At 50.3% G+C, this 25236-nt stretch carries 17 protein-coding genes and 1 riboswitch; of the genes, 4 read left to right on the top strand and 13 right to left on the bottom strand.

Going from position 1 to position 25236, the window contains the following annotated elements; translation table 11 throughout:
* From SSCH_RS10290 to SSCH_RS16790, 3 genes are all read left to right on the top strand, one after another.
* Positions 1-3406, top strand: a 3406-nt coding sequence (locus SSCH_RS10290) for a protein kinase domain-containing protein (RefSeq protein WP_156972234.1), incomplete at its 5' end; no start/stop codon positions are given.
* 15 nt (positions 3407-3421) lie between these two features.
* Positions 3422-7024: a WD40 repeat domain-containing serine/threonine protein kinase gene (locus SSCH_RS10285; protein WP_044665379.1), complete on the top strand. Its 3603-nt coding sequence runs from the start codon at positions 3422-3424 to the stop codon at positions 7022-7024.
* Positions 7025-7039: 15 nt separating this feature from the next.
* Complete coding sequence (locus SSCH_RS16790) at positions 7040-10525, top strand: AAA family ATPase (protein WP_052835558.1); 3486 nt, start codon at positions 7040-7042, stop codon at positions 10523-10525.
* Positions 10526-10573: 48 nt separating this feature from the next.
* Here SSCH_RS16790 and SSCH_RS21080 read toward each other — a convergent pair whose 3' ends face one another.
* Positions 10574-10699, bottom strand: coding sequence for a hypothetical protein (locus SSCH_RS21080; RefSeq protein ID WP_269746184.1), 126 nt, complete (start codon positions 10697-10699; stop codon positions 10574-10576).
* Positions 10700-10928: 229 nt separating this feature from the next.
* Positions 10929-11047, top strand: a riboswitch (molybdenum cofactor riboswitch).
* A gap of 99 nt (positions 11048-11146) precedes the next feature.
* Here SSCH_RS21080 and SSCH_RS17650 point away from each other — a divergent pair.
* A complete protein-coding gene (locus tag SSCH_RS17650) occupies positions 11147-12865 on the top strand; it encodes an NADH-quinone oxidoreductase subunit G (protein ID WP_084711091.1) in 1719 nt (572 codons plus the stop codon).
* A 421-nt stretch (positions 12866-13286) separates the two neighbouring features.
* On the opposite strand, the gene SSCH_RS16785 is transcribed toward SSCH_RS17650, so the two are convergent.
* The 12 genes from SSCH_RS16785 to SSCH_RS10220 all read right to left on the bottom strand — a co-directional run.
* Entirely contained in the window at positions 13287-13553 is a 267-nt protein-coding gene (locus SSCH_RS16785) for a hypothetical protein (protein WP_052835557.1), read from the bottom strand.
* Positions 13554-13575: 22 nt separating this feature from the next.
* On the bottom strand, positions 13576-14736 hold the full coding sequence (locus SSCH_RS10270) for an SLC13 family permease (protein ID WP_052835556.1): 1161 nt from the start codon (positions 14734-14736) through the stop codon (positions 13576-13578).
* 216 nt (positions 14737-14952) lie between these two features.
* Positions 14953-16377, bottom strand: coding sequence for a dihydropyrimidinase (gene hydA, locus SSCH_RS10265; protein ID WP_044665378.1), 1425 nt, complete (start codon positions 16375-16377; stop codon positions 14953-14955).
* Positions 16378-16432: 55 nt separating this feature from the next.
* Positions 16433-17257, bottom strand: coding sequence for a cytosine permease (locus tag SSCH_RS21075; RefSeq protein WP_084711089.1), 825 nt, complete (start codon positions 17255-17257; stop codon positions 16433-16435).
* Positions 17254-17796, bottom strand: a complete 543-nt coding sequence (locus tag SSCH_RS21070; protein WP_044665376.1) for a cytosine permease — start codon at positions 17794-17796, stop codon at positions 17254-17256. Before SSCH_RS21070 ends, SSCH_RS21075 begins: the two co-directional genes overlap by 4 nt.
* Before the next feature lie 24 nt (positions 17797-17820).
* Positions 17821-19017 carry a M20 family metallopeptidase gene (locus SSCH_RS10250; RefSeq protein ID WP_044665375.1) on the bottom strand — a complete coding sequence of 399 codons (1197 nt, stop codon included), beginning with the start codon at positions 19015-19017 and terminating at the stop codon, positions 17821-17823.
* Between the two features lie 91 nt (positions 19018-19108).
* Entirely contained in the window at positions 19109-20158 is a 1050-nt protein-coding gene (locus SSCH_RS10245; protein ID WP_044665374.1) for a Glu/Leu/Phe/Val dehydrogenase dimerization domain-containing protein, read from the bottom strand.
* A gap of 74 nt (positions 20159-20232) precedes the next feature.
* Positions 20233-22356 carry an acetate--CoA ligase family protein gene (locus SSCH_RS10240; RefSeq protein WP_044665373.1) on the bottom strand — a complete coding sequence of 708 codons (2124 nt, stop codon included), beginning with the start codon at positions 22354-22356 and terminating at the stop codon, positions 20233-20235.
* Positions 22356-23225, bottom strand: a complete 870-nt coding sequence (locus SSCH_RS10235) for a thiamine pyrophosphate-dependent enzyme (protein ID WP_044665372.1) — start codon at positions 23223-23225, stop codon at positions 22356-22358. Before SSCH_RS10235 ends, SSCH_RS10240 begins: the two co-directional genes overlap by 1 nt.
* On the bottom strand, positions 23218-24435 hold the full coding sequence (locus SSCH_RS10230; protein ID WP_156972231.1) for a pyruvate ferredoxin oxidoreductase: 1218 nt from the start codon (positions 24433-24435) through the stop codon (positions 23218-23220). The genes SSCH_RS10235 and SSCH_RS10230 overlap by 8 nt, the downstream gene beginning before the upstream one ends.
* Before the next feature lie 3 nt (positions 24436-24438).
* Positions 24439-24756: a 4Fe-4S binding protein gene (locus tag SSCH_RS21975; RefSeq protein WP_052835555.1), complete on the bottom strand. Its 318-nt coding sequence runs from the start codon at positions 24754-24756 to the stop codon at positions 24439-24441.
* Positions 24710-25236: 2-oxoacid:acceptor oxidoreductase family protein (locus tag SSCH_RS10220; protein WP_156972230.1), on the bottom strand; the 527-nt coding region annotated here is incomplete at its 5' end. The genes SSCH_RS21975 and SSCH_RS10220, both read right to left, overlap by 47 nt.

Raw genomic sequence — 25236 nt, 5'->3', positions numbered from 1 at the left:
CTGGCCAATGAAGCAGCCCCAGGCAAAAGCGTTTCAAACCAAGAAACAAAAGGAAAAATTTATCAATGAGTGCGACGCCTGGATCAATTTAGCCTGCATCCCCACATCGTTCCTGTTACTAGTTCGTAAATTCGGGGGCGATCCCGGACCATCCTTCTCCGAATGGATGGACGGCGGCAGTCTGGCCGATGTGATCCGCAACGGCAGCTTATACCGCGGAACCCGGCGGGAACAGCAGACACGCCTTCTGGATATCGCCATCCAGTTTGCGCGGGGGCTGCATTACGCCCACGAACAGAAGCTGATCCACCGGGACGTCAAGCCGGACAATGTCCTGCTGACAAAAAACGGCGAAGTTAAGGTGGCGGACTTCGGCATCGCCAAAGCACGCGCCGAGTCGATGATAACGGAGGGAGATATCCCGCCGGGAGACGTATCTTCCGGCGGGACCCTGATTGCGGCCAAAGGCGGCTATACCCCTGAGTACTGCTCGCTGGAGCAACAGAGCGGCAAGGAACTCACAAGGCGCACCGATATCTATTCCTGGGCGGTATCGGTCATGGAGATGTATCTGGGGGGACGCCAATGGGAAAATGGCGTGATTGCGGGCGCGGCCTGTGAAACCTATTTTCCGGACTCAAAAGTGGCGATTCCCGAAGAGATGAAGACTCTGCTTAAAGCGTGTCTGAACGCCGATGAAGCCCTGCGCCCCCATGACTTTGCAGTGATGGAAAAAGCATTGTATGAAATATATGAAAGCGAGACAGGCAGCATTTATTCACGCCCAGCACCCAAGGCGGCTGCAGATACGGCGGGCTCACTGAACAACCGCGCCCTTTCCTTACTCGACCTGGGCAAACCGGGGGAAGCGGAAAAGTGCTGGGAAAAAGCCATCGGAGCCGATCCGAATCACGCCGGCGCCGTCTATAACTATGGATTACATCTATGGCGAAACGGAAAAATCGACGACGAAGAAGCCGTTACACGCCTTGAAAATATTATCCGGAATACCGATTCACCCACTGCCGTGTTCTGTCTTGCCCATTTGCATCTGGAGAGAGGCGATTTTTCCATGGCCAGGCAGCTGCTTGAGCAGATACCGGATACCGGCGCCTTACAGCTGCTTTCGAATGTGAAGGAAGATGGTGTTGAAGATGTAGCCTTTACCGGTCACTCGGCTGTTTTTACGCCGGATAACAATTATATCCTTTCTGCCGGCGGCCGGGGTGAAGAAAATAATGTGATCCTGAGGGATGCGCAAACAGGCAGGCAACTCGCCAGCTTCCAAGGACATACGGCGCCTGTGAACTGTGTTGCCTTAAGCCCGAATGGCTTGTACGGATTATCAGGAAGCCGGGATGGGACAGCCACACTCTGGGACTTGAAGACAGGAAAGTGCTTGCGGGTGCTGGAGGATCAAAAAAATTATATCCACAGTGTCTGCTTTACGGACGATGGCAAGCAATTTCTGACCGGCTCCAACAAATTGATCCTTTGGGATACGGAAACATTTCAAATGGTCCGGTCATACTATGAAGACTTTCGCGGTATTCACTCGATCCGGATCAGTGCGGACGGGCAGCAGATTCTTTCCGGCAGCGGCGGCGGCAAGGTCTATGTGCACTCTTTGGCAGACAGAAAGGTGATACGGGAAATTCAGGCTGCCCCTTCCTGCTGGGTGATTAAAGCGGCTTGCTATGCCGGGGACAGCTTGCATGTCTTAACGGGAGCAGGCGACCAAAACACTGTAAACAAAATGAACCTTTGGCACATCGATATCCCGGAGCCGCTGCATACCTTTTGCGGACACAAGAGCAATATCCGGTCGGTGTGCACCAACTCTTACGGAAGCTATGCCCTGTCGGGCGGTGTCGATCACGCCGTTAAATTATGGGATATAAAAAACCGCAGATGTCTGCGTACTTTTAGCGGACATATCAACGAGGTGGTTCACGTTGGCTTCAGTACGGATGATCAATACGCGGTTTCCAGCAGCACAGACAATATGACCCGGCTTTGGCGGGTCCCATCTTTTGATGTTCGGGCCGATTGGCTTTTGTGCAGAATATCAACCACAGATGAAATCCTGAAAATCGAAAAATGGATTTCCGCCCTTCTTACGGAGGTGCGCCGCCTTTTCCATGAAAAAGATATCGCCGGAGCGATTCAAACACTGAGAAGGATGGAGGATATCCCGGGGGCGTCCGCTGCAGCGGGGTATGCGGAGTTGAACAATCAAATCAGGAAATATTGCCAGACAATAGATTTGCACTCCTGCCGCACAGCATATATCCTGAATGGCCATAAACAAAGCGTTAGAGCGGCAGCCATCAGCGCTGACGGCTTGCATGCGGTTTCCGCCAGTGACGACAATACCGTTAGAATATGGTCATTGCGTACAGCGGAATGCTTGCATATCTGTACTGAGCATAGCAACTGGGCAAGAGCGGTCTGCATCAGCCCGGACGGACAATGGGCGCTTTCGGGAGGGTGTGACTCCAAACTGGTACTTTGGGACATTGCTTCGGGGAAGAAGCTGAAGAACCTTGAAGGGCACAATGGTTTCGTGGAGGCTGTGGCCTTTGATCCCGCTTGTCGTTATGCTCTTTCGGGAGCCTCGGACAAGACAATAAAAGTCTGGGATATCCGAAGCGGAAAATCTCTGCGTACCTTAACCGGGCATGAGAAAGACATTACCGCTGTTTGCGTCAGTCCCGATGGAAAAACCACACTGTCGTGCAGCAAGGATGGGACAATCCGGCTGTGGGAGCTTGAAAAGGGCACAAACCTGCACACTTATAATGTCGGGAGTCCCGTCTGGAGTGTATGTTTCAGCCCGGACGGGCGCACTTTTCTCTCAGGCGGAAGCACAGGCGATACAACGCTCCGTTTATGGGATGTATATACCGGTGAATCTATCCGCAGTTTTTCAGGCCACTTGGACATTTTTTCAGGAGATCGTAATACCGTTAACGCCGTATGTTTTACGCCGGACGGGCGCTTTGCCGTTTCCGCAAGCCGTGAACTGACGTTAAAACTGTGGGATGTCAGAAACGGGCAATGCATCCGAACACTGGAAGGGCACGGCAAAGGCATTTACACCGCAGCCTTCAGCCATGACGGGGGATACCTGATCAGCGGTGCCGCAGATACAACCGGCCGCATCTGGCAGTTGGACTGGGAGTATATGTTCCCCGGCTGGGCGGACTGGGACGAAGAGGCACGCATTTATCTCGAAATATTTTTAACCCTGCATCCGGATTACAACGAATCAGACTTTAAAAATTTGATCACCGACCTGCAAAACCGCGGCTACGGCTGGCTCAGGCCGGGAGGCGTACGCGCCAGGTTGGAGGAATTGAAGCCCAAAAAGAAAAAAGGGCTGTTCGGCTGGAAGAAAAAATAAGGAGATTGTGCAGTGATGAAGGATGATAAAACAATCTATGACAGCGAAGAAACCGTCTGTGAATCGGAAGCAACACTGCCGGACTCGGCAGTAACAGTTGCAGACGATGCCGCCACAATTCCTGATTCCGAAGCTGCGGTTGCAGGCAGTGCCACGGTGGATGATGACGCCGCAGTTCCGGATAATGAGGCGGCACGATATGAGGGAAAGGCGGTCATCATTGCCAAAGGCAGGACTCTGCTCGATACCTACCGTGTTGAATCAGACGCCATCGAAGGCGGCATGGGCAGCGTCTGGCGGGTGCACCACACAGGCTGGAACGTTGACCTGGCCATGAAGCAGCCCCAGGCAAAAGCGTTTCAAACCAAGAAACAAAAGGAAAAATTTATCAATGAGTGCGACGCCTGGATCAATTTAGGCCTGCATCCCCACATCGTTTCCTGTTACTATGTTCGTGAAATCGGGGGCGTCCCCACCATCTTCTCCGAATGGATGGACGGCGGCAGTCTGGCCGATGTGATCCGCAACGGCAGCTTATACCGCGGAACCCGGCGGGAACAGCAGACACGCCTTCTGGATATCGCCATCCAGTTTGCGCGGGGGCTGCATTACGCCCACGAACAGAAGCTGATCCACCGGGACGTCAAGCCGGACAATGTCCTGCTGACAAAAAACGGCGAAGTTAAGGTGGCGGACTTCGGCATCGCCAAAGCACGCGCCGAGTCGATGATAACGGAGGGAGATATCCCCGCGGGAGACGTATCTTCCGGCGGGACCCTGATTGCGGCCAAAGGCGGCTATACCCCTGAGTACTGCTCGCTGGAGCAACAGAGCGGCAAGGAACTCACAAGGCGCACCGATATCTATTCCTGGGCGGTATCGGTCATGGAGATGTATCTGGGGGGACGCCAATGGGAAAATGGCGTGATTGCGGGCGCGGCCTGTGAAACCTATTTTCCGGACTCAAAAGTGGCGATTCCCGAAGAGATGAAGACTCTGCTTAAAGCGTGTCTGAACGCCGATGAAGCCCTGCGCCCCCATGACTTTGCAGTGATGGAAAAAGCATTGTATGAAATATATGAAAGCGAGACAGGCAGCATTTATTCACGCCCAGCACCCAAGGCGGCTGCAGATACGGCGGGCTCACTGAACAACCGCGCCCTTTCCTTACTCGACCTGGGCAAACCGGGGGAAGCGGAAAAGTGCTGGGAAAAAGCATTGATCCTTGACCCGGAAAATACACATGTTCATTATAATCAAATTGTCCATACCTGGATGTCCGGCCTGATCAGTGACCGGGAAGCTATTGGCCGATGGGAACAGATAATAAGGCCTGAGCCTGCCTTCCGAAAAAGTTCCATGCTAGCCAACATGCATCTTTTCCGGGGCGAAGGACTGCAGGCGCTGCGCATTTTACAGGAACTCCTGCAAAAGCCCGATGCAGGCGAGGATGCAGGTTGGAAGACAGAAGAAAATACGTTTACTGATGCCGTTACCGCCATGCGAATGGCCGAACAGATGGCTGAAATGGAAAAGGCAGGTTACCAATTCGCTGCCCATGACAAAGAAGTAAAGGGTTTGGCGCTGAGTAGTGCGGGAGATCTTCTGGCATCTTTCGGCAAGGGGACGGAGGTAAAGGTCTGGAACCTCGCCGATGGAACCCTGCATACGGTGTTTACGGGGCATACGGAACAGATCGAAAAGGTTTGTTTCCGGCAGGATAAAAACGAAATAATCAGCGTTGACTGGCTGTTCAATTGCCTGAGATGGGATGCCGCTGCAGGAAGACTGCTGGAAACCATGACTTGGGATGCGCGGCAGGTCGATAACATCTTTTTCAATCCTTACGGAGATGTTATCATTGCAGCCTTTCGCTTCGGTGGGGTCAAAACCTATGACCTGTCCAAACAGGACTTTGTATGCGACATTCAATTGCTGCACAGCGTGAAATCCCTCTGTTTTTCTCCGGACGGCAAGCGGGCTGTCATTGCCGATAACCAGCAGCATATCGGCCTTTATGATTTACGCAGGGGAGAGTGCCTGCAAACTTATGATTTCAAAGGATCCGGACTGCTCCGTACCGGGATCTCTGGGGATATTGCGGCAGCTGTTTTTCATTGCGGGGCAACCGACCAGGTTGAGGTTACGGGTATGGCCGTCAGTCCAGACAACCGTTTTCTGCTGACCTGCTTTCAGGATGCCTACCCGATATTATGGGATCTGCAAAGCGGACAAGGACTCTTCGGTTTCGGAGGTCATTCAAATTCGCTGTTCGCGGCATTCCACCCGGATAGCCGGTATACTGTTTTCTGCGGCGCCTGGCCGGTACTGGCGGACACGGAAACCGGATGCGCGATCCATACCTATTATGAAAAAGACACTTATTGCAATGCAGCGGTTTTCAGCAACGATGGCAAAAAGCTGATAGCGGGAAAATCTGACGGCACGATCCAGATTTATGATTTATGTTTTTTATCCATTCCCAATCGCCTGTATTGGGACTTAAGCCGCATTCAAACCGTGCAGCAAACCTTGAGCGCTGAGGAGCGGTTCAATGCGCTTTTGCTTAAAGCAGAGCAGGACCTTTCCGACGGCAAAATTCAGGCCGCATTGGAAAGGATTCCGGAACTTCGGGCCATCGAAGGCTATGCAGCCTCTGCCCGCTGGATGGATATTGCCTTTTGTGCCGGGCAGCAGTGCGAAAAAGCTGGCTTGGACAGCCTGATTTTTCTCGGCCGGCTTGATCCGGTGACATCCCGTTATCCGGTCGCCACCGACGGTAAGGTTATTGCAGGGGGTATTGGGAAAGACACAATCAGGGTATGGGATGCCCGGACCCTTGCACCGTTGTATGAGGTTGATCAACACTCACGGGGTATTACTTCGTTATGTTTTGATGCTTACGGCTGCATGGCCTCAGCCAGCTACGATAAAACCGTAAGATTGTGGCAGACCAAAAGCGGAGCTTGCATTCATACGTTTACCGGACATGAGACCGATGTTTACTGCGTAGATATCACCAGGGACGGCAGATATATTGCCTCCGGCGCTGCTGCGGGCAATGAAAAAAAGGAATGCACACTGCTGGTGTGGGACACGCTTTCCGGCCGGGTTGCCCATGCTTTTGCCTGCTGTACAGAAACAGTGGAAGTGTGCCGCATCATGCAGGATGGCAAGAGTGTATTGGCACTTGAAGATACAGGCCGCCTTGTGCGCTGGTATGCAGACGGCAGAGCTGAGGAGCAATTCTCCGACCAGGCCAAAGCCTTTGCACTGAATCCGGATGAAACGCTGCTTGCCGTCTGCGGCCGGGATGGGTTGAATCACCTTTGGGATCTCCGCCGTCTGAAACGGCTGCATACCTGGCAGACCCCTGCGGGGTGCAGCATCAGCGTTTGTTTCAGCCACGACGGCAAACTGCTGGTTACCGGTGATCAGGATAAAGCGGTGAGGGTTTGGGATACCGTTACTTATGAGCAGCGCAACACCTTTGAGATTGACAGCGGGTCTGATTATTATTCGTTGAAACCGGTGTGCAGTCCGGACGGTCGCTTTATGATCACTGTGGGCTATGAAGACACACCGCAGATATGGTATTTGGATTGGATTTATCAATAAACGGAGGAAACAGGTATGGAATTGAATACGGCAATGCGTTTCGTCATGGTGCGCGCCCAGGCGGAGGCGGTCGCAGCCAAGAACAGCGCCATCAGAATCGAGCACATTTTTCTCGGACTGTTAAAACTCAGTGAGCTTACTGCCAATGATTTTGCGCCTGCTTCACGGCATAAGGAGCAGATCGACGCGGATATCAGAGCGGTTCGGGCACAGTTATCGGAACAGGGGATAGACTCCTCCAGGATGCGGTCCCAGCTCCGGAACCTGCTGCATACGAAAGAACTGTCCGGGGGCAATGCAGAATTGGAGGAAATGCTGGCAACGGCAGGCAAGATGGCCGCCCGCCGCAAAGACGAGGATATCACAGCAGCAGTCGTACTGGCCGCTATTCTTGACCACCCGACACCCCTTATGCTGGAAGTGTATCCAGGCAGCCAAGAGGCAGGCCGGCAGGAAAATAAGCAGAAGGGCAATCAGGAGGAGCAGCCATCTGAAATGGGTATCGGCTTCCTGCCCGAGCTGACCACCCGTATCCGTCAGATGCGCGCCGTTCTTTTAAGCAGCGTTCATGGCCAGGATCATGTGGTCCATGCCTTTGCGGAAGGGATGTTTTCCGCGGAAGTGCTCGCCGCCTCAGATGAAAAACGCAAACGTCCGAGAGCGATCTTTGTTTTCGCCGGTCCTCCCGGTGTCGGCAAAACGTTTCTGGCCGAACAAGCGGCGGAGGCTTTGCAGATACCCTATAAGCGCTTTGATATGTCCAGCTTTTCCGATCATCAGTCTTATATGAACCTGATCGGCTTCGAACGCAGCTATCAGGGAGCAAAACCGGGCACGCTGACGGGATTTGTCAAGGAGAATCCGCACAGCATCCTGCTTTTTGACGAGATCGAAAAAGCGCACCTGAATACCATCCATTTGTTTTTGCAGATCCTCGACGCCGGCAGGCTCGCCGACAGATATCTGGAAGAGGATATTCCGTTTAAAGATACCATGATCATTTTCACGTCCAATGCCGGGCGTTCCCTGTACGAAGGTGATGTCAAACAAAACACCGCCGGCATTCCGCGCAAAACCATCATCAACGCCTTGGAGACGGAGAAAAATCCCCAAACCGGGCAGCCGTATTTCCCCGCTGCCATTACTTCCCGCATGGCCACCGGCTGGCCGCTGATGTTCAATCACTTGCAGGCCAACGACCTGGAAAAAATCAGCGCGGGTGAATTCAAACGCCTCTGCGGCCTTTTTGCCAAACAATACGGGATCGAAGTCAGCACGGATGACCTGCTGGCGACTACACTTCTCTTTGCCGAGGGCGGGCAGGCGGACGCCAGAACATTGCGCGCCCAAACAGAGCTTTTCTTCAAGAACGAAATATTCAAGCTCTGCCGCCTGTTTAACAGCGATACCTTTGCTTCGGTACTGGAGAATCTGGACAGCATCCGCTTTGAGGTGGAAACAGAAAACCTTCCCGATGATGTCCTTCCGATTTTTCAAAACAACGAGAAACCGGAAATATTGATTTTCGGCCTGCCGTATTTGGCAGACGCCTGCCGGGAAAAACTCCCCGATTTTTTCTTTCATCAGACCACAAACCACGACGAAGCCCTGAAAATTGCCGGCGAACGGGATCTCCGGCTGGTACTGCTTAATCTCGGCGCAAGAGACGAATTCACGACCTGCCCCGGTGACGATACCGAGCTGAAAGGTTATATGCTGAACCATGCCGCCGGGCAGAAAACAGTGAACGCCTTTGATTTTGCCCCAATGGCGGCGGCAAGCATCCGCCAAGGAAACCAACTATTTCAATCGATTCGGGAACGTCTGCCCGAACTGCCAGTTTATCTTCTGGAAACCGAGCTGTTTACCATCGACAGTGAGTTGGAGATGTCTTTTGTGCGGGCCGGTGCCAGAGGCAAGCTGGCCGAACCCCAGGAGGATTTCAGCGTATTCGAGGACGAACTCCACCTGATTTGCCGGCGGCTGTATATGCAGAATGTATCGGCTAGTCTGGCGGGAGAACGCAAGGTACTCTATTTTGAAACCGCACCGAAGTTTACTGCTGATAAAAAGAAAGTGGTGATCCGGGTGCGCAACCTCAGATTAAAACAGGCGCTGGCCGCGGACGACACCGGCGAAGTACTGACCGATGCCAAGAAGCCGGATATCCGCTTTGCCGATGTCATTGGAGCGGGTGAAGCCAAGGAAGAACTGCAATTCTTTATTAATTATCTGAGAAACCCCAAAAAGTTCTCAGCCCAAGGGCTGAAGCCGCCGAAGGGCGTGCTGCTCTACGGCCCGCCGGGAACGGGCAAAACCCTGCTGGCCAAGGCCATGGCAGGAGAAAGCGGTGTGGCGTTTATCCCCGCCGTGGCCAGCGCCTTTGTGACGAAATACCAGGGAAGCGGCCCCGAAGCGGTACGCGCTCTATTCAAAAAGGCACGGCGATACGCTCCTTCCATCATTTTCATTGACGAAATTGACGCGGTAGGTCGAGCCCGCGGAGGGTCGAATAGTGGGCATGGCGAAGAAATGGCCCTGAACGCTTTGCTGACCGAAATGGACGGTTTTTCCGTTGATCCCAAGCGCCCTGTCTTTGTTCTGGCCGCAACAAACTTTGATGTGGAGGAAGGCCAGGGTGGTATGGGCACAATTGATGCGGCTTTGGCCCGCCGCTTTGACAGGAAGGTATTGGTCGACCTGCCGAACAAGGACGACAGGTACCGGTATATCCAAATGATACTGAAAAAAAACAAGACCCATAAAGTTTCGGAGCAGATGATCGAACGCCTTGCCGGGCGATCTACCGGCATGAGCCTTGCCAACATGGCGTCGGTGCTGGAACTGGCCAACCGCATGGCGGTCAAGCAAAATATACCCCTTGACGATGGAATCCTCGATGAAGCCTATGAGCTTACCAAGCACGGGGCGCAGAAAAACTGGGGCCATGAGTACCTGGAACGCGTTGCCCGTCATGAATCCGGCCACGCCTTTATGTGCTATCTCGGCGGCAATACGCCAGCTTACCTGACCATTGTCGCCCGCGGCGGTCACGGCGGTTATATGGAACATACGGACGAGGATATAGGACCGCTGCAGACCAAGGAAGCGCTGATCAACCGCATCCGCACGTCACTGGGCGGACGCGCAGCCGAGATCGTCTATTATGGTGAAAAAGACGGCATTTCCACCGGCGCCTCGGGCGATCTAGAATCGGCAACCCGTCTGGTCCGCGCCATGATCTGCAGTTACGGGATGGACGACGAATTCGGCATGGCCGTCATGAGTCAGGAGGAAGCAACAAGAGGCCCGCTTGCTGCAAAGGTTTCTCAGCGCGTCAGCGGGATCATTAAGGAAGAAATGGCCAACACGGTCGCCGTCATTGATAAAAACAAAGCCCGCCTGGACCGCATGGTGAACGCACTGCTGGAGAAGAACAAGCTCACCGGGGGAGAAATGGAAGAGCTGTTATCAGACCCAGCAGAAAGCCGCGTATGCTAAAAGAATAACCTGGTTGCTTGTTTTTCTTCCCTTTCCCTGGACTGATCATTATTCCAAAACCGCTCCTTTACCGGTATCACTGTATAAACAAAGGTGCTTATCATCCAGCAGGCAGATAATAGAGCTGACCCCCATCTCCCGCCACCACCGCAAGCCACTTGTCCACTTTATCACGGGGCACATCTGCGTCTCCATTGCTTTCCCCGGAGACGCTAAATACCTCCCGCTCCTATCTTCCTTCCCATAGGGAACAATAAAATGCAGTTAGGAACCGTCCCTGGTACATACCATCACCCCATTGCACCCCACTGCAGAAACAGAAATGCGCCAGGAACCGTCCCCACTGCATCTTCAATTATTTCAGAACAAGGCAGGAGTTTCACCATAATTGGCGAATTATCCCTAGACAACCGTTTTCCGAGTCCACTGTCCTGTGGCAAATGCTATGGCGGTCGGACCGACAGGGTATACCTGGAAACAGGCATGCCTCCCGGTGCGGAAAGGAAATTACGGCAGAGATTCGCTAGCCGGAGTGCATTCTGTACCCCGGCTTTTATTTCAACTGCTTTAGAGGACTTCATCAATTGAATCTTCTTCTGCAAAAAAAAGGAGGGAATGGAAGTGGGACTCGTCAAACTGACCATTGACGGGAATGAGGTTCAGGTTCCAAAAGGGACCATGGTCCTGGAGGCAGCAGAACAGATAGGAATCCATATCCCCAGACTCTGCTACGATCCGGATCTGAGTAATGTAGGTGCCTGTCGTCTCTGTATAGTGGAAATCGAAGGGATGCGAAACCTCCCCGCATCCTGCGTCACAGAAGTGAGGGAGGGGATGGTGGTGCGCACCGACACACCCGCGGTCATGGAGGCGCGAAAAACCGTTTTGGAGCTGCTGCTTGCCAACCACCCGGTGGACTGCCTCACCTGTGAAAAGCTGGGGGAATGCACCCTGTCTCAATACTGTTATGAATACGGTATTATCAAAAGCCCCTTTATCGGAGAAAAACATACTTATGAATTGGAGACAGACAACCCTTATATTGTCCGCGACATGAACAAATGCATCCTCTGCGGCAGGTGTATCCGCGCCTGTGCAGAAATCACCGGGAAGAACATCATTGACTTTTCCTACCGCGGCTTTAATACCAGGGTAGCGCCTTTCGGTGATACACCCCTGGGTGAATCAGAGTGCATTTACTGCGGCAACTGCGTGGCTTTCTGCCCAGTCGGTGCCCTGTCAGAGAAACAAATGCTCCACCTGGGCCGCCGTTGGAATTTAAAAAAGGTAAAAACCACTTGCACCTTCTGTGCCACAGGGTGTACCTTTGATTTGCGCGTCAAGGATGGTAAGGTCGTGGGGGTGACCTCCAATCCCGAAAATGAAGTCAATGGACGCGCTCTTTGCATCAGAGGCCGGTTCGGTACACGTGACTTCATCCACAGCGACAAGCGGCTGACAACTCCTCTGATCAGGAGAGATGGCAAACTTGTTCCCGCTACCTGGGATGAGGCCCTGGACATGGTCGCCGAACGCCTCACAGAGATTACAAAACAAAACGGGCCAAATTCTTTCGCTGCTTTAAGTTCCACCAGGTTTACCAACGAAGAAATCTATCTATTTCAAAAGTTCGCACGGGCAGTGATCGGCACAAACAACATCGACCACTATCCCAGCCCCTGCCACGGAGCCATGTACCGTGAAGAAACATTTTGCAGTGAAGCCGTCTGTGAATTTGCAGGCACAGGAATACCTCGCTGCCAGAATAATGTGCAGGGGGCAAGCGATATGGGCGCTCTGAGCGAATCCCTGGCAGGCTACCAGCGGGTGGACCAGCAAGGAGTACGCACGAAATTTAAGAAGGCCTGGGGCGTTTCCATACCGGGAGAAGCCGGTTTAACGCTATCCGAGATGTACGATCACGCCAACCAGGGAGACCTGAAAGCGATGTACATCCTGGGTGAAAACCCTGTGCTCACCGATCCTAACAGTGAACAAATCCAGTCAGCACTCACAAACCTGGAATTCCTGGTGGTTCATGACCTATTCCTGACAGAAACCGCCGCTTTCGCTGATGTGGTTTTACCTGCTGCCAGCTTTGCAGAGACCGATGGCACCTTTACAAACAACAAGCGCCGCGTCCAGAGAGTGCGCAAGGCCATCGAGCCGATTCCAGGCAAGGCCAACTGGCAGACCATCATCGCCCTGAGCGCAAAGATGGGTTATCAAATGGACTACCCGCACCCCGAGCGGATCTTTGCGGAAATGGCCTCTTTAACTCCCTTGTTCGCTCGTTTCAGCTACAAAGAGATCGACGAAAAGGGAATGGAATGGCCATAGAATGCCGCTGTAAGATGGACCCATGTGGTGAGGTTGTGACCGGGTGACGACCATATGGTGACAGGCACTCTCGGTTGATTTTTCTGATATCTTCTGGTGCCAGATACCTAGATAAAGTAGAAAGCGGATCAGACGAACCGGATCAAAAGAACCGTATCAGACGAAAACGTTCGATCCAGCAAAATATACATCGGGTGGGGCTAAAACCCCACCCGATTACTTTATTCCCAGGAGGTCAAGGGGAGATCAAGGGGACGGTTCTCTTGATCCATTTACTGAGAGTTCACTTGCTAAAGTAGTTAATAATAGCGGGATAACAGTGTATAACTAACAGACAAATTGCTCTTTATTATAATAAAGAGTAGAAGAAACGACTTTTAGAATACATAGTTGGATCAGAAGAACCATCCCCCTGATCTCTCTAATTGAACAGACCAAGGCTGTTCCAGTATGGGACAGCAACAAGAAGGGCAATAATACACGCTGCTAAATACACCAACCCATATTTGGAGATCTGTTTGGGTGTCCAGCCTTGATCACCGAGTATCGATTCACCGATCAGGGCAAACATATTCTGATAGCTCATAAAAAAACAGTTCCCCGCCATCACAAAGAGAGTGACCCACACCAGTGGATCGATTCCATAAGTTGTTGCTATTTGAGGGAGAGTGGGAACCAGAATGGCCATTGTCGGAATAAGCACTGCAATGTCAAGGAATCTCCAGATAAGCAGAAAGAATATTGCAGCAAAAACAAAAGAGCCAACTGTTGCCGGTAATAGGAGCAAGCATCGGAACCAAGACACTGGACAGCCACTGGGAAACCCCTGCACTTGCAAATACAGTCCCCAAACTCATGGCAACTCCCACAAATATTACCAGATCCCAACTGATGCCGGAGCTCAGATCCTGGGTTTTTATTACCCCTGCAGCGGTGAGAGCAAATAATCCACCGAGGCAGACAGCGGCATCTGGAATGTGATGAATTTGACCGGTAGCAAAAAACAAGAAGCAAAGCAAAAGAATTATACCGGTAACCTTTTCTTCTCTGCTCATTGGCCCCAGCTTGGCATATTCGCCTTCAAATACTTCTTTGGACACTGAAATCCCTTCTTCCGGCCTGAGCACAAAATAACCGCCGATGATCAGCAGCACGCTCATGATTTCAATCGGCAGGAAGGCAGCCTTACTCCAGGAACTAAAGGTAATAACGCCATCCAGACCAGGGGTTGCATTAAACATCCCCATCACAATTGGACCCCACAGAGCACCCGTCAGCCATCCCGTTCCCGGCAGCAGAGCCATCGCCCATGCTGTTAAAAGTATCAATGCCCTTCCATTTGAGCCCTTCTCCAATTTGCAAACCTCAACACAGCTCAAAGCCAGAGGCATGACAATAGCAACTCTTACAGTAATTGAAGGCGTCAAAGCAGACAAAAGCAGCCCGATAACCACCCAGGCTAAGATCAAGCTTATAAAGGAAGGATTAAAAGCCTTAATTACCAGATAAGAAATCCGTTTACCAAGCCCTGTTTTAACCAATACATAGCCGAAATAAAGAGCAGGTAACAATACCCAGAGAGCCGAACTGGTAAAGCCGGAAAAGACTTTATCAGGGGTAATGCCAAAAACAAGATAGATCATCATCAACAGGCATCCTGTTACTGAGAATGGAATATCCCACGGCTTAAACACCCAGAGCCCCACAGCGATGATCAGGCCCATCAAAACCTTATGCCCTAACGGGTTTAACGCAGGTGACCAAGGGTTGAGAAATCCTACCAGGAGACCGGCTATAACGAAAAGCCAAAATAAAATGAGCTTTGGGTTAATACTGGATTGCTGTTCCAGACTCGTTTCAATAGCACTCAAACTCATTTTCCCCTTTCAACAGATTAAAAAATTAGTTGTTCTTGTTGCCAGATAAAAACACCTGCCAGGTGATTTCATCCAGGCGTTTTGCAATTATGATCTTATTTGTTCCTTATGCCTGAATAATTGGCCCAATTGGCGACCCAAATAATTGCTGCCGGCTTTTGGCCGGCAGCAACTACTCATATCTGACTATCTTTCAATCTCGACCTTTTTTTACATCCAAGCGGAAGACTTTAGAATTTCCGGATCGATGGAGCGCTTGATATACTTTCCATGACCCTTAGGCCCGACAAACTCGCCGTTTTCCATCAGCACTGTACCCCTGGAGATGGTCATTACCGGCCAGCCTTTATAAGGCAGGCCTTCATAGAGAGTATATTCAACATTCATATGCAGCATAGAGTTGGTCAGATTTACTTCCTTCTCCGGGTCAACGATGACGATATCAGCATCTGCTCCAACCTCAATTAACCCTTTCTGTGGATAGAATCCAAAGATCCGCGCAGCGCCATAGCTGTTCGCAAAGACCAGCTGTTCCCATGTCAACTTTCCGTTGCTGACACCATTGATCAGTGTCGGCAGTTTCATCTCAATTCCAGGTCCACCATTGGCAACCGTGTGGTACTCCTGAATGATATTGCCCTGATCATCCCATTTCATGTTCATCTGTTTTTCTTTCAGTGTGAAGGGAGCATGGTCAGTAGAGGTTACCTGCACTGCTTTATCAGCCATTCCCTTCCACAGAGCATCGATATCAGCCTGCTTTCGCAGCGGTGGGCTGATCAGATAGAGGTAGCCATCCTCTCTATTATAAACATCCTCTGTAAAGGTCAGGTAATGCGGGCAGGTCTCAGCATAGAGGGGTTGGTTGTTCAGATGAGCATTGCGGCAGATGTCCACACCCTCTTTAGTTGACATATGGTAGATATACATTCCAGTGCCCATTTCTTTCGCCAGTAGAGCAGCTCGCTGAATTGCTTCAGCCTCAACGATATTCGGTTTGGCAACCGGGTGATCTGTCCAGCGTGTCCTGCCGTTTTTCAGCAGCAAGTCAGTTCTGTATTCGGCAATTGCAGCATTTTCCGCATGAACACCGACCAGCCCGCCGTGCTTGGTGGCAACATCCATCAGGGCCATCAACTGGCCGTCATCCAGCATCATTTCTTCTTTACGGTAGATCATGTAGACCTTAAATGATGCTGCTCCGTAATCGATCACATCCTTGATCTGGGCAAGGATTTCTGGATTGATTTCAGTCAGACAGCAGTGAAAGCTGAAGTCTAAAACAATCCCTCTCTCCTCAGCCATGGAAATACGCTTTTTCAAGAAGTCCAGCGGCATATTCCCTTTCAATGTGATTGAAAAGTCCATCATTGTTGTTGTCCCACCGCAAGCCGCCGCAACTGAACCACCATAAAAATCATCTCCGCCTACAGCACCCTGGAAAGCATTTTCATGATGGGTATGACACTCAATTCCACCTGGGATGACCATCTTGCCTGTTGCATCAATAACACGGTCAGCTTTTGCTGCTCCTACATCTCCCAGAGCCACAATTTTACCCTTGTCCACCATAATATCCAGCTTCTGTCTGCCCCATGGAGAAATAACTGTACCACCTTTGATGACTAAATCCATCGAAAAGCCTCCTTAATTATATTTTTATTACAGAAGCTACTTGAGCAGTAACCAATCAGTCACCGATGTCAAATACCGGTTCAGAATTGAGTTCATCTTCCTTTCCTACCGGCAGGTCAAACACCTTATACAAAACCAGATAAAGGATAAATCCTACCGGCATGGCAATCAACCAAGAATAGCTGAGGAATATGATCCCACATATACCACCGATGAGCACAGCGGCCAGCCCTGCCCAGTTCCAACCTTCTTTATAGAAGTAAATCCCTTTGGCAGTGCTATACAGATCTCTGACAACCAATTTTTGCTTGCGAATTAAGAAGTAATCTGCTAACATTACACCTAATACAGGGCCAAGAAATGCCGAGTAATAGGCAATAAATGAGAAGAAGTTTTGGCTTGTAAAGAGAAGCCAGGGCATAGTAGCGATACCCAATACACCCACGATGATTACCGATGTGCCCCAGGAAAGCCCTGTAGTTTCCATAATAACAAGAGCTGATGGCAAGCAATTCATCGTCAGGTTTGTTGTAAATTGAGCAAGAGCGATAAACAAAAGGAGGATAACAGCAACAGCAACCCCGGGAGCAAGCTCAGCAAGAGCCTGTATCGGGTCCCAGATACCAACCGCTGCACCTGACATAATACCGAGCATGATCAGGAAGCAGTAGGGCACAGTAACACCGACCATGTGGCCAACCCAGTTGACTGCCTTTTTGGGTTCCAAATGCCTTGCCAGGTCTGAGTTGTTGAGTGCGCTGGTAAAAATGGCGCCTACAACAGCAACCAGACTGATAATGAACGGTTCTCCCCAGCTGCCGGCGCTGTTCCAGCTTGCTGATAGTTCAAAACCATAGTTTTTGACGATCGAATACATCATAAAGCCATAATCGGTACTAAAACCAAAGCCATAGTTACGTCAAACCACTTAATGGATTTAATACCTTTATAGGCCAAGAGGGTTTGGATTACCTGGAACAAGAAGAAATAGACCCACACATTCCCAACCCCGAAAAGGGTGTTAGTGATCTGGTTGATGGCCATGGCACCAATCCAGGTGCCGATACCGTACCAGAATACAGCGGGAATGGCACGAATGATCGTAGCAACCCTGCTTCCCTTTGGGCCAAACGCAGCACGGCTCTGTACAGTGAAGGGTATGCCATATTTAAGGCCTGGTGTACCACTCAGAGAATAGAGGGCACCCAGAATAAGACTGGCAAGTAACATCACAATTACAGCCTGGTAGAAATTCAACTTGCCTGCAGGAGGCAGCATAGACTGCCCCAGAACAAAACCTTGAATAACGATAACCGATGACCACCACATCAAAATGTACGATAAAAGGCTGAAAACACGTTTATTATAAGCTACAGGTTTTAGTCCTTCCAGTTCATTGTGGCTATCATTCTGACTCACGGATTCTCCCCCTTTATAGGTCATTTATGATATTGTGCCTAATGAGCGCATAGCAAGTAAAGCGTACATTTTTGTGGCTTGTATAACCTGTTCAACTGGAATGAACTCGTTTGGTGAATGAGCCAGCGATGGATCTCCTGGGCCAAGGAGAATTGTAGGAATCTTCATTTCCGAAAAGAAACGCCCATCGCTTGCTTGCTGATACCCAACGGGTTCATTTTTTATACCGAATTCTTTGCATACATCAAGAGCTGTTTGAACAAATGGCTCTTCAGGTGCTGTTTCCAGCGGCGCACCATAGTCAAGCACTTTGACATCGATTTTAATCTCCGGATCCTCTTGCTGGGCTTTGGCAATTATTTCGTTAACCTCATCCAGTGTTCCCTCAAGTGTTTCAAAGGGCAGGATCCTGCGATCGAAGACAGCTTTACACTGGTCCGCTACTACATTTGCTTTCACTCCCCCTTTGATCATTCCAAAATTAAAGGATGGTGGCGGAGTTAAGGGATGTCTTCTGGCAGCAAAGCGCTCAGTTAATTCCTCCTCCAGCAGATAGAGGAATTTAACCATTTTGCTGATGGCATTGACACCATCCCAGGGAGTGCTGGCATGAGCTGTTCTCCCGTAAGAGGTGAACTCCAGCCAGATAATACCCTTCTCAGCAATTGCAATTTCATTAGTTGTAATTTCACCGATTACCACCATGTCTGGCTTCAGCTTACCGGTATCAATTAAATGCTTGACACCTTTTGCACCACCCATTTCCTCATCTGCTACAGGGTTGATACTTAAACTCCCGTTCAATTGAATACCACATAACTGCAGCACCTTGCCGGCCATGATCATCGGTGCTACCGATCCTTTGGCATCTGCTGAGCCGCGGCCGTACAGTTTCCCATCCACAATCTCTCCGGAAAATGGGCCATATGTCCAGCGCGACTCCTCACCAACAGGAACCGTATCAATATGGCTGTTGAACAACAGATTCGGACTCTGGCCGGCATTGATTGTGGCCACAACACTCTCATGGACTTCATCCACAAGAAATGTTTCATAGGAAATTTGAGAGCTTTCCAGCTTTGAGCAAATGGCTCTTACAACCCCGCGAGTATCTCCGGGCGGGTTACAACTTGCTTGCCCGACGATTTCCTGGAGAAATCCTATGATTTCCTCTCGCATCTCATCTACACAGCGGCATACCTTTTCTTCGAGAGCGTTCACGCGGTACCATCCTTTCCTAAAATTCACCTATACTCCATCAGAGCCGCTTCCAATGCTATTTTTGGGCATCACCTCCTTAAAGGGATCCTCTTTATCCCCAACCCTTTTTAGCAGCCTCAATCTTTTGCTCCGCGAACATATTTGCCGCCTGGCTTGTAGTGATACTGTTTTTACGGGCAATTTCCGCGACCTTCAACACATTGTCAAAGGCAATATCGATCTGCTTATAGGCCACCTCATAGGGTAGGTGTTTATACTCGTATGCCCCAAGGGTAACACCGCCAAGGTTGATAATGAAATCAGGCACATAAAAGATACCTTTAGCCTCACATCTCCTGGCATCATCTTCAGTCAGCAACTGGTTGTTGGCTGCTCCTGCAATGACCTTGCACTTCAGCCGTGGTATCGTCTGTTCATTGATGGTCCCACCTATTGCTGAGGGGGCGAAGATATCGCAGGGAACATCATAGATTTCATCTGGAGATACAATTCGGGCGCCGAAGTCCTCTGCAGTTTTGTTGACACGGTCGCTGTCCACATCTGCTATGACCAGATTAGCTTCATCTTTAGTCAGGAGTTCTGCCAGACAGTAACCGACATTCCCTGTACCCTGGATAGCTACGGTTTTTCCTTTAAGGTTGTCACTTCCGAAGACCACCTGGGCACCTGCTCTGATACCCAGATAGGTACCGTAAGCTGTAGGCATAGAGGGGTCTCCGAGGCCTCCGTATTCTTTGGAACAACCAACTATATAAGGAGACACAGTTTTCATCAAATTGATATCATCCACTGACATACCCATATCTTCCGCAGATATATATAACCCACCCAGAGAATCAACAGCCCTGGCGAAGGCCTTCAACAGTTCCTCGGTTTTCTCCGTTTTGGGATCAGCAATAATAACACTTTTTCCGCCTCCCATCCCCAGTTCCGCAGCAGCACATTTATAGCTCATCCCCTTGGAAAGCCTCAATACATCAAACAAGGCGTCCTTGGTGCTGCCATACTTCTTCATGCGGCACCCCCCGATAGCGGGGCCTAAAACTGTACTGTGAATACCGATGATTGCTTTTAACCCTGATTCCTTGTCATGGCAGAATACCACCTTTTCGTGCCCGTATTGTGCAACCATTTCCATCATCAGCTTATCCCTCCAAATAATTTTTTATATATAGAATTGAACGCATAGACTCGTATTTGAGACTACCTTTTTCCCTATTCTCCAATGATTACCCGTGCATCCAGTACTGTCACACCTTTTTCTAAAACCAGTACCGGGTTCAAATCCATTTCACTGATCATCGGATTATCTACTGCCACGTCCCCAATTTTGGCCAGCAGGTTGGCTAAGGAGTCGATGTCTTTTGGCTCCTCACCCCTGATACCCTTCAGTACCTGCGAGATCTTTGTTTCCTTAATCATCTGCAGTGCTGCTTCTTTACTGAATGGAGCAACCCGGAAGCTGACATCTTGGAAAACTTCCACCATAATTCCCCCCGAACCAAACATCACTACAGGTCCGAACTGGGGATCGCGGATCATTCCCACAATAACTTCTATTCCTTCGGTAACAAAGGGGGCTGCCAATACACCCTTGATTTCTGCCTCAGGTGCAGCAGTTTTAATATGACCAACAAGGGAGTCGTAGGAGCCGGCAACCTCTTCCTCATTTTTGAGGTTGAGCCTGACCCCTTTGTACTCACTTTTATGAATGATCTGTGGGGAAACAATCTTCAAGACTACGGGAAAACCGATCTCTTTAGCGGCTTTAACAGCTTCTTCTCTGCTGTTAACCAGGAAATGCGGATACATCCGGAGACCATAATCGGACAGCAGTTTTATTGCTTCAGGCTCTAACAGGTTCCGCATTTCTTTTGCCGCGCCCTCTACCAGTTGGTGTGCCTTGCCAGCCGCTTTGCCAACATCGGAAAAACCCGAGCCCTGGAAGTCTAGACGCGCTGCTGCTTTCGTCATGTTGATCAAAGCCCTTGATGCCTGGGCTGGAGTATCGAAAGTGGGTATTCCCGCTTCTTCTAAGTAAGCCCTGGCCGCAAGCATCGGCTCCCCTTTCATAAAACAGACCATCACCGGTTTTTTGTACTCTTTGATCACTCCGGCAATCTCCTGAGCCAGCTTTTCCGCCGGCAAAAAGGTGGGGGGCAGCGAAATCAGGATTGCAGAATCCACATTGGGATCATCCAGCACCAACCGCAGGGTATCCATATGTTCCTTCTCCATTGCCGCAGCGGTCATATCAATATAGCCATTGGGCTTGCAGACCATCGCCATCGGAGGCAGGGCCTCTTTTATAGCTTCTTGCGTCTTTTCGGTGACCGGAGCTAACCTGACAGATTTATCACTCCCCAGTTCATCCATCGCGATGATCCCCGGCCCACCTGCTTCAGTAATTATACAAACGCGGTTACCTGCAGGATAGGGAGCCATAGAAAGCGCTTTGGCGCTGTAAATCAACTCATCAACTGTGTTGACTCTAACAATACCGCTTTGAGCAAACGCTGCGTCATATATTTTATCTGAACCGGAAAGGGTTCCCGTATGAGAAAAGGTAGCCTTTGAACCTATGTCTGTCCGCCCGACTTTAAGCAACAGCACCGGTTTTTTGCGTGTGATTCTGTCTGCCAGAATCATCAGTTCTCTTCCATTAGGAACACCCTCCATATAACCGGCGATCACCTTAACCTCAGGATCCTGGCCGTAATACTCTAAAATCTCTAGATTATTTACATCACACATATTTCCGACATGTGCCCACTTGCTGTATCCCAGGGGATAAGGCTGGTCCAACGCCAGCATGATCAAAGACCCTCCAAGCGCCCCACTCTGTGTAAAGTAACCGATATCCCCAGGAAGTGCATCACATCCGGGTGAAAAAGTCGTATTCAGAGAGATGCGGGTGTTAATCACACCGATACAGTTGGGACCAAACACCCTGATCTTTGCTGCGCGTGCCACCTCAACTATTTCCTGCTGCAGCTCTGCCTGCTGGGGAATCCCGGTCTCTGCAAACCCTGCAGATATGATGACAGCACCCTTGATATCCTCTCTATCTGCGGCCTGACGCATTACAGATAAAACAGCCCTGGCAGGAACACAGATCACAATCAAATCCAATCTTTCCTTAATGTCAGCCACAGACGGGTAACAGGGAAGTCCCAAAATCTCCTTTTCACGAGGATTCACCGGGAACAGCCGTCCTTTAAACCCCTGCTTAATCATCCTCTTTTGAATTTGATGGGCTGCTTTCCCTGGATCCTTTGATGCGCCAACAATAGCTATATTTTCTGCCTCAAAAATAGGTTTCAAGGACTGGATACTCATCAGTTACACCCTTTCAACAACATCTCATATCTATCTTTGATATAACTTTCCAGAGCTTCAACTTCATCAGGCATCAGCCCGCGGAAGCGCTTCTGCAGTTCCAAATACTCACCCAATGGCCGAGGATTGCTTACCTTCTTTGTCATAGAATAGACGCCGTCTTTGACATCATAGAGCGGCCAGCAGCAGGTCTCTACTGCCAGGCGGGCTACCTTGATTGTTTTACCCACTGGGTAACCCCACCCCGTAGGGCATGGTGTATGTAAATGGATATAAACGGGACCCTGCACATCTTTGGCATAGCGAAGCTTCCTGCGGAAGTCCACCGGATAAGCAATAGAAGCTGTTGCCGCATAGGGAATGCCGTGAGCCACTGCGATTCCGATCATATCCTTGGGCGGAGATGCTTTACCGGCCGGTGTGGTGGTCGTACGGGCACGATATGGGGTCGATCCGCTTCCCTGAACACCCGTATTCATGTAAGCCTCATTGTCATAACAGATATAAAGAATCTTGTCTTTTCTCTCCAATGCACCTGATAATGCCTGCAGCCCAATATCTACAGTACCCCCATCACCGGCAAGCCCGAGCACTGTGACATCATCTTTGCCCTGAAATTCTAACCCGGCCTTGATGCCGGAAGCATATGCTGCTGTATTCTCTAAATTGCCTTGAAAGCCGGGAATCTTTAATGCTGTTTCATCACCGTAACCGGAGAAAAGTGCTGCACAACCCGGCGGTATGACAATAATCGTTTTTTCTCCCAGTTCACTCATGATGATCCTGACTGCCAATTCGAGACCACATCCATGGCAGGTACTCACTCCGTGAGCTACAAGACCCCTGGCATTTGTTTGGATATCATACATGCTGGACGACCTCCCTTATCTGTAATGGGTTTTCACTGAGGTCAATCCATTCGCTATCTGAACCGACTGCCAAGCCCTGCTGTATAGCAAGCAGTTTCTTAAAAGCCTTTTCTATCACTCCGGTAGATAGATCCCTGCCGCCAAGTCCTCCGATAAATCCCTGGACCGAGGGGTAATTTTCCTCATTATAAAGAGCCGCCTTGACCTCAGAACAGACTGGCCCGCCTTCAGCTCCCAGTCCGGCACTCCTATCCAGCACTCCTACAACTGGGATACCGCGCAAGACCCGGCGTAACTCTTCTGCCGGGAAGGGTCTGAAAGCTGTAAGCTTCAAAACCCCGACTCTATGCCCCTCCTGTCGCATCTTTGTGGCGACAAACTTGGCGGTTCCGGACATCGATCCCAGGGTGACCAAAACCACCTGGGCATCATCACAGAGATAACCTTCCACCATCCCATACTTCCGCCCAAAAACCTTATAGAACTCCGCCTGGACCTCAGGGAGAACCTCCTTGGCCTTTGCAAAAGCATCCTTCTGCTGGTAACGCATTTCTGTAAACTCGGCAGATGATGTGAGGTTGTTGATAAACATCGGGTCATCAGTATCCAGATAAAGGTTATGGCACTGATAAGGCGGCAGGAATTGGTCAACTGTCTCCTGGTCAGGCACTAATACGCCCTCCGCGGCGTGTGAGAGGAAAAATCCGTCCAGGCACACCATGGTAGGCAGCAGAACATCCGGATGCTCAGCTAATCGGTAAGCCATAATGATGGCATCAAGTACCTCCTGGCCGTTCTCTACATAAAGCTGAATCCAACCGGAATCCCTCTCAGCCATACTGTCCTGGTGGTCACACCACAGACTCCAGGGGCTGACCAGTGCGCGGTTGACAACCGGCATTACAATAGGTACCCGGCAGCCTGAAGCCACCCCAAGAACCTCATGCATTAAAGCAAGGCCAACTGAGGATGTGGCAGTACAACCCCTCACCCCGGTTAACTGGGCACCAATGACACAAGACATAGCAGAATGTTCTGACTCAACTCTTAGATACCTGGCATCAAGTGACCCATCTGCAATAAATTGAGAAAGTTTTTCCGCAATGGGACTCTGCGGTGTGATCGGATAAGCCGCCACCACTTGGACCCTGGCAAGCCTTAAAGCCTCCACTGACGCTTGATTCCCATCCAACATCTTTTTTACCGGCACCTGTCACTCGCCTCCCCTTTGCTCAGATTCTAGTTTGATACAATTCTTCGGGCAGACATCAACACAGACACCACACCCTTTGCAGTAATCCAAATCCACTGTGACTGGCTTTGACTTGTCTTTTGGAACTGTAATAATATCCAGTGGACAAAACTTTGCACAACTGCCACATCTTGTACAGGATTCCTGGTCAAAAACTGGCATGGACAAGCGCCAGGTACCGGTCTTTGCACTGTTAAACACCGTTGCAACCGGTCCATAAAGGTACTTTTTGCTACAGTTGCCGGACGGCTTGGAAGCTTTGTCTTGCTGCTTCAGCATTCAATTCACCCGCCCTTTCACCAAATACTTCTTTCAGAGCACTGCAAACCGCATCCACTCCAACAACTTTGGTTACAGCAAATGCTCCCGCTATCGCGGAGTTAGGGACATTGATCTTCAATACCTGATTAGCGATGGTTGTGGCATCAACATAATAAACTGACCCAAAACCTTTACTAAATGGGTAGCCCTTGGGCGCATTTTGGCTGTTTACTACAAAACATGTGTTTTCGTGTGCGCCCTCTACCACATTTATCCCTTTCTCGATCACTGAAAGGTCAAAAATTAACACATAATCAGGCTCATAGACAAAGCACTTGGTTAAAATAGGTGCTTCATCAACCACCAGATCAGCAAAAACGGGAGCACCTCGCCTCTCATGTCCGTAAGCGGGCACGGTCATGGCATACTTATCTTCGTGGATGGCAGCTGCTGAGGTAAGTATTTTTCCTGCAGTAACCACACCTTGTCCGCCGAGGC

Origin of the sequence: Syntrophaceticus schinkii, from assembly GCF_000946815.1 — a bacterium.
GTDB lineage: Bacteria > Bacillota > DSM-12270 > Thermacetogeniales > Thermacetogeniaceae > Syntrophaceticus > Syntrophaceticus schinkii.
The sequence above is the reverse complement of the archived record's forward strand: the minus strand, read 5'-3'. Positions and strand labels throughout refer to the sequence as shown.

Bases quoted from the DNA above. Each gene is read 5' to 3' on its own strand.
- SSCH_RS10285 (WP_044665379.1), top strand. From the start codon at position 3,422: ATGAAGGATGATAAAACAATCTATGACAGCGAAGAAACCGTCTGTGAA.
- SSCH_RS16790 (WP_052835558.1), top strand. From the start codon at position 7,040: ATGGAATTGAATACGGCAATGCGTTTCGTCATGGTGCGCGCCCAGGCG.
- SSCH_RS16785 (WP_052835557.1), bottom strand. From the start codon at position 13,553: ATGGCCATTCTGGTTCCCACTCTCCCTCAAATAGCAACAACTTATGGA.
- hydA (WP_044665378.1), bottom strand. From the start codon at position 16,377: ATGGATTTAGTCATCAAAGGTGGTACAGTTATTTCTCCATGGGGCAGA.
- SSCH_RS21075 (WP_084711089.1), bottom strand. From the start codon at position 17,257: ATGATGTATTCGATCGTCAAAAACTATGGTTTTGAACTATCAGCAAGC.
- SSCH_RS10245 (WP_044665374.1), bottom strand. From the start codon at position 20,158: ATGATGGAAATGGTTGCACAATACGGGCACGAAAAGGTGGTATTCTGC.
- SSCH_RS10240 (WP_044665373.1), bottom strand. From the start codon at position 22,356: ATGAGTATCCAGTCCTTGAAACCTATTTTTGAGGCAGAAAATATAGCT.
- SSCH_RS10235 (WP_044665372.1), bottom strand. From the start codon at position 23,225: ATGTATGATATCCAAACAAATGCCAGGGGTCTTGTAGCTCACGGAGTG.
- SSCH_RS21975 (WP_052835555.1), bottom strand. From the start codon at position 24,756: ATGCTGAAGCAGCAAGACAAAGCTTCCAAGCCGTCCGGCAACTGTAGC.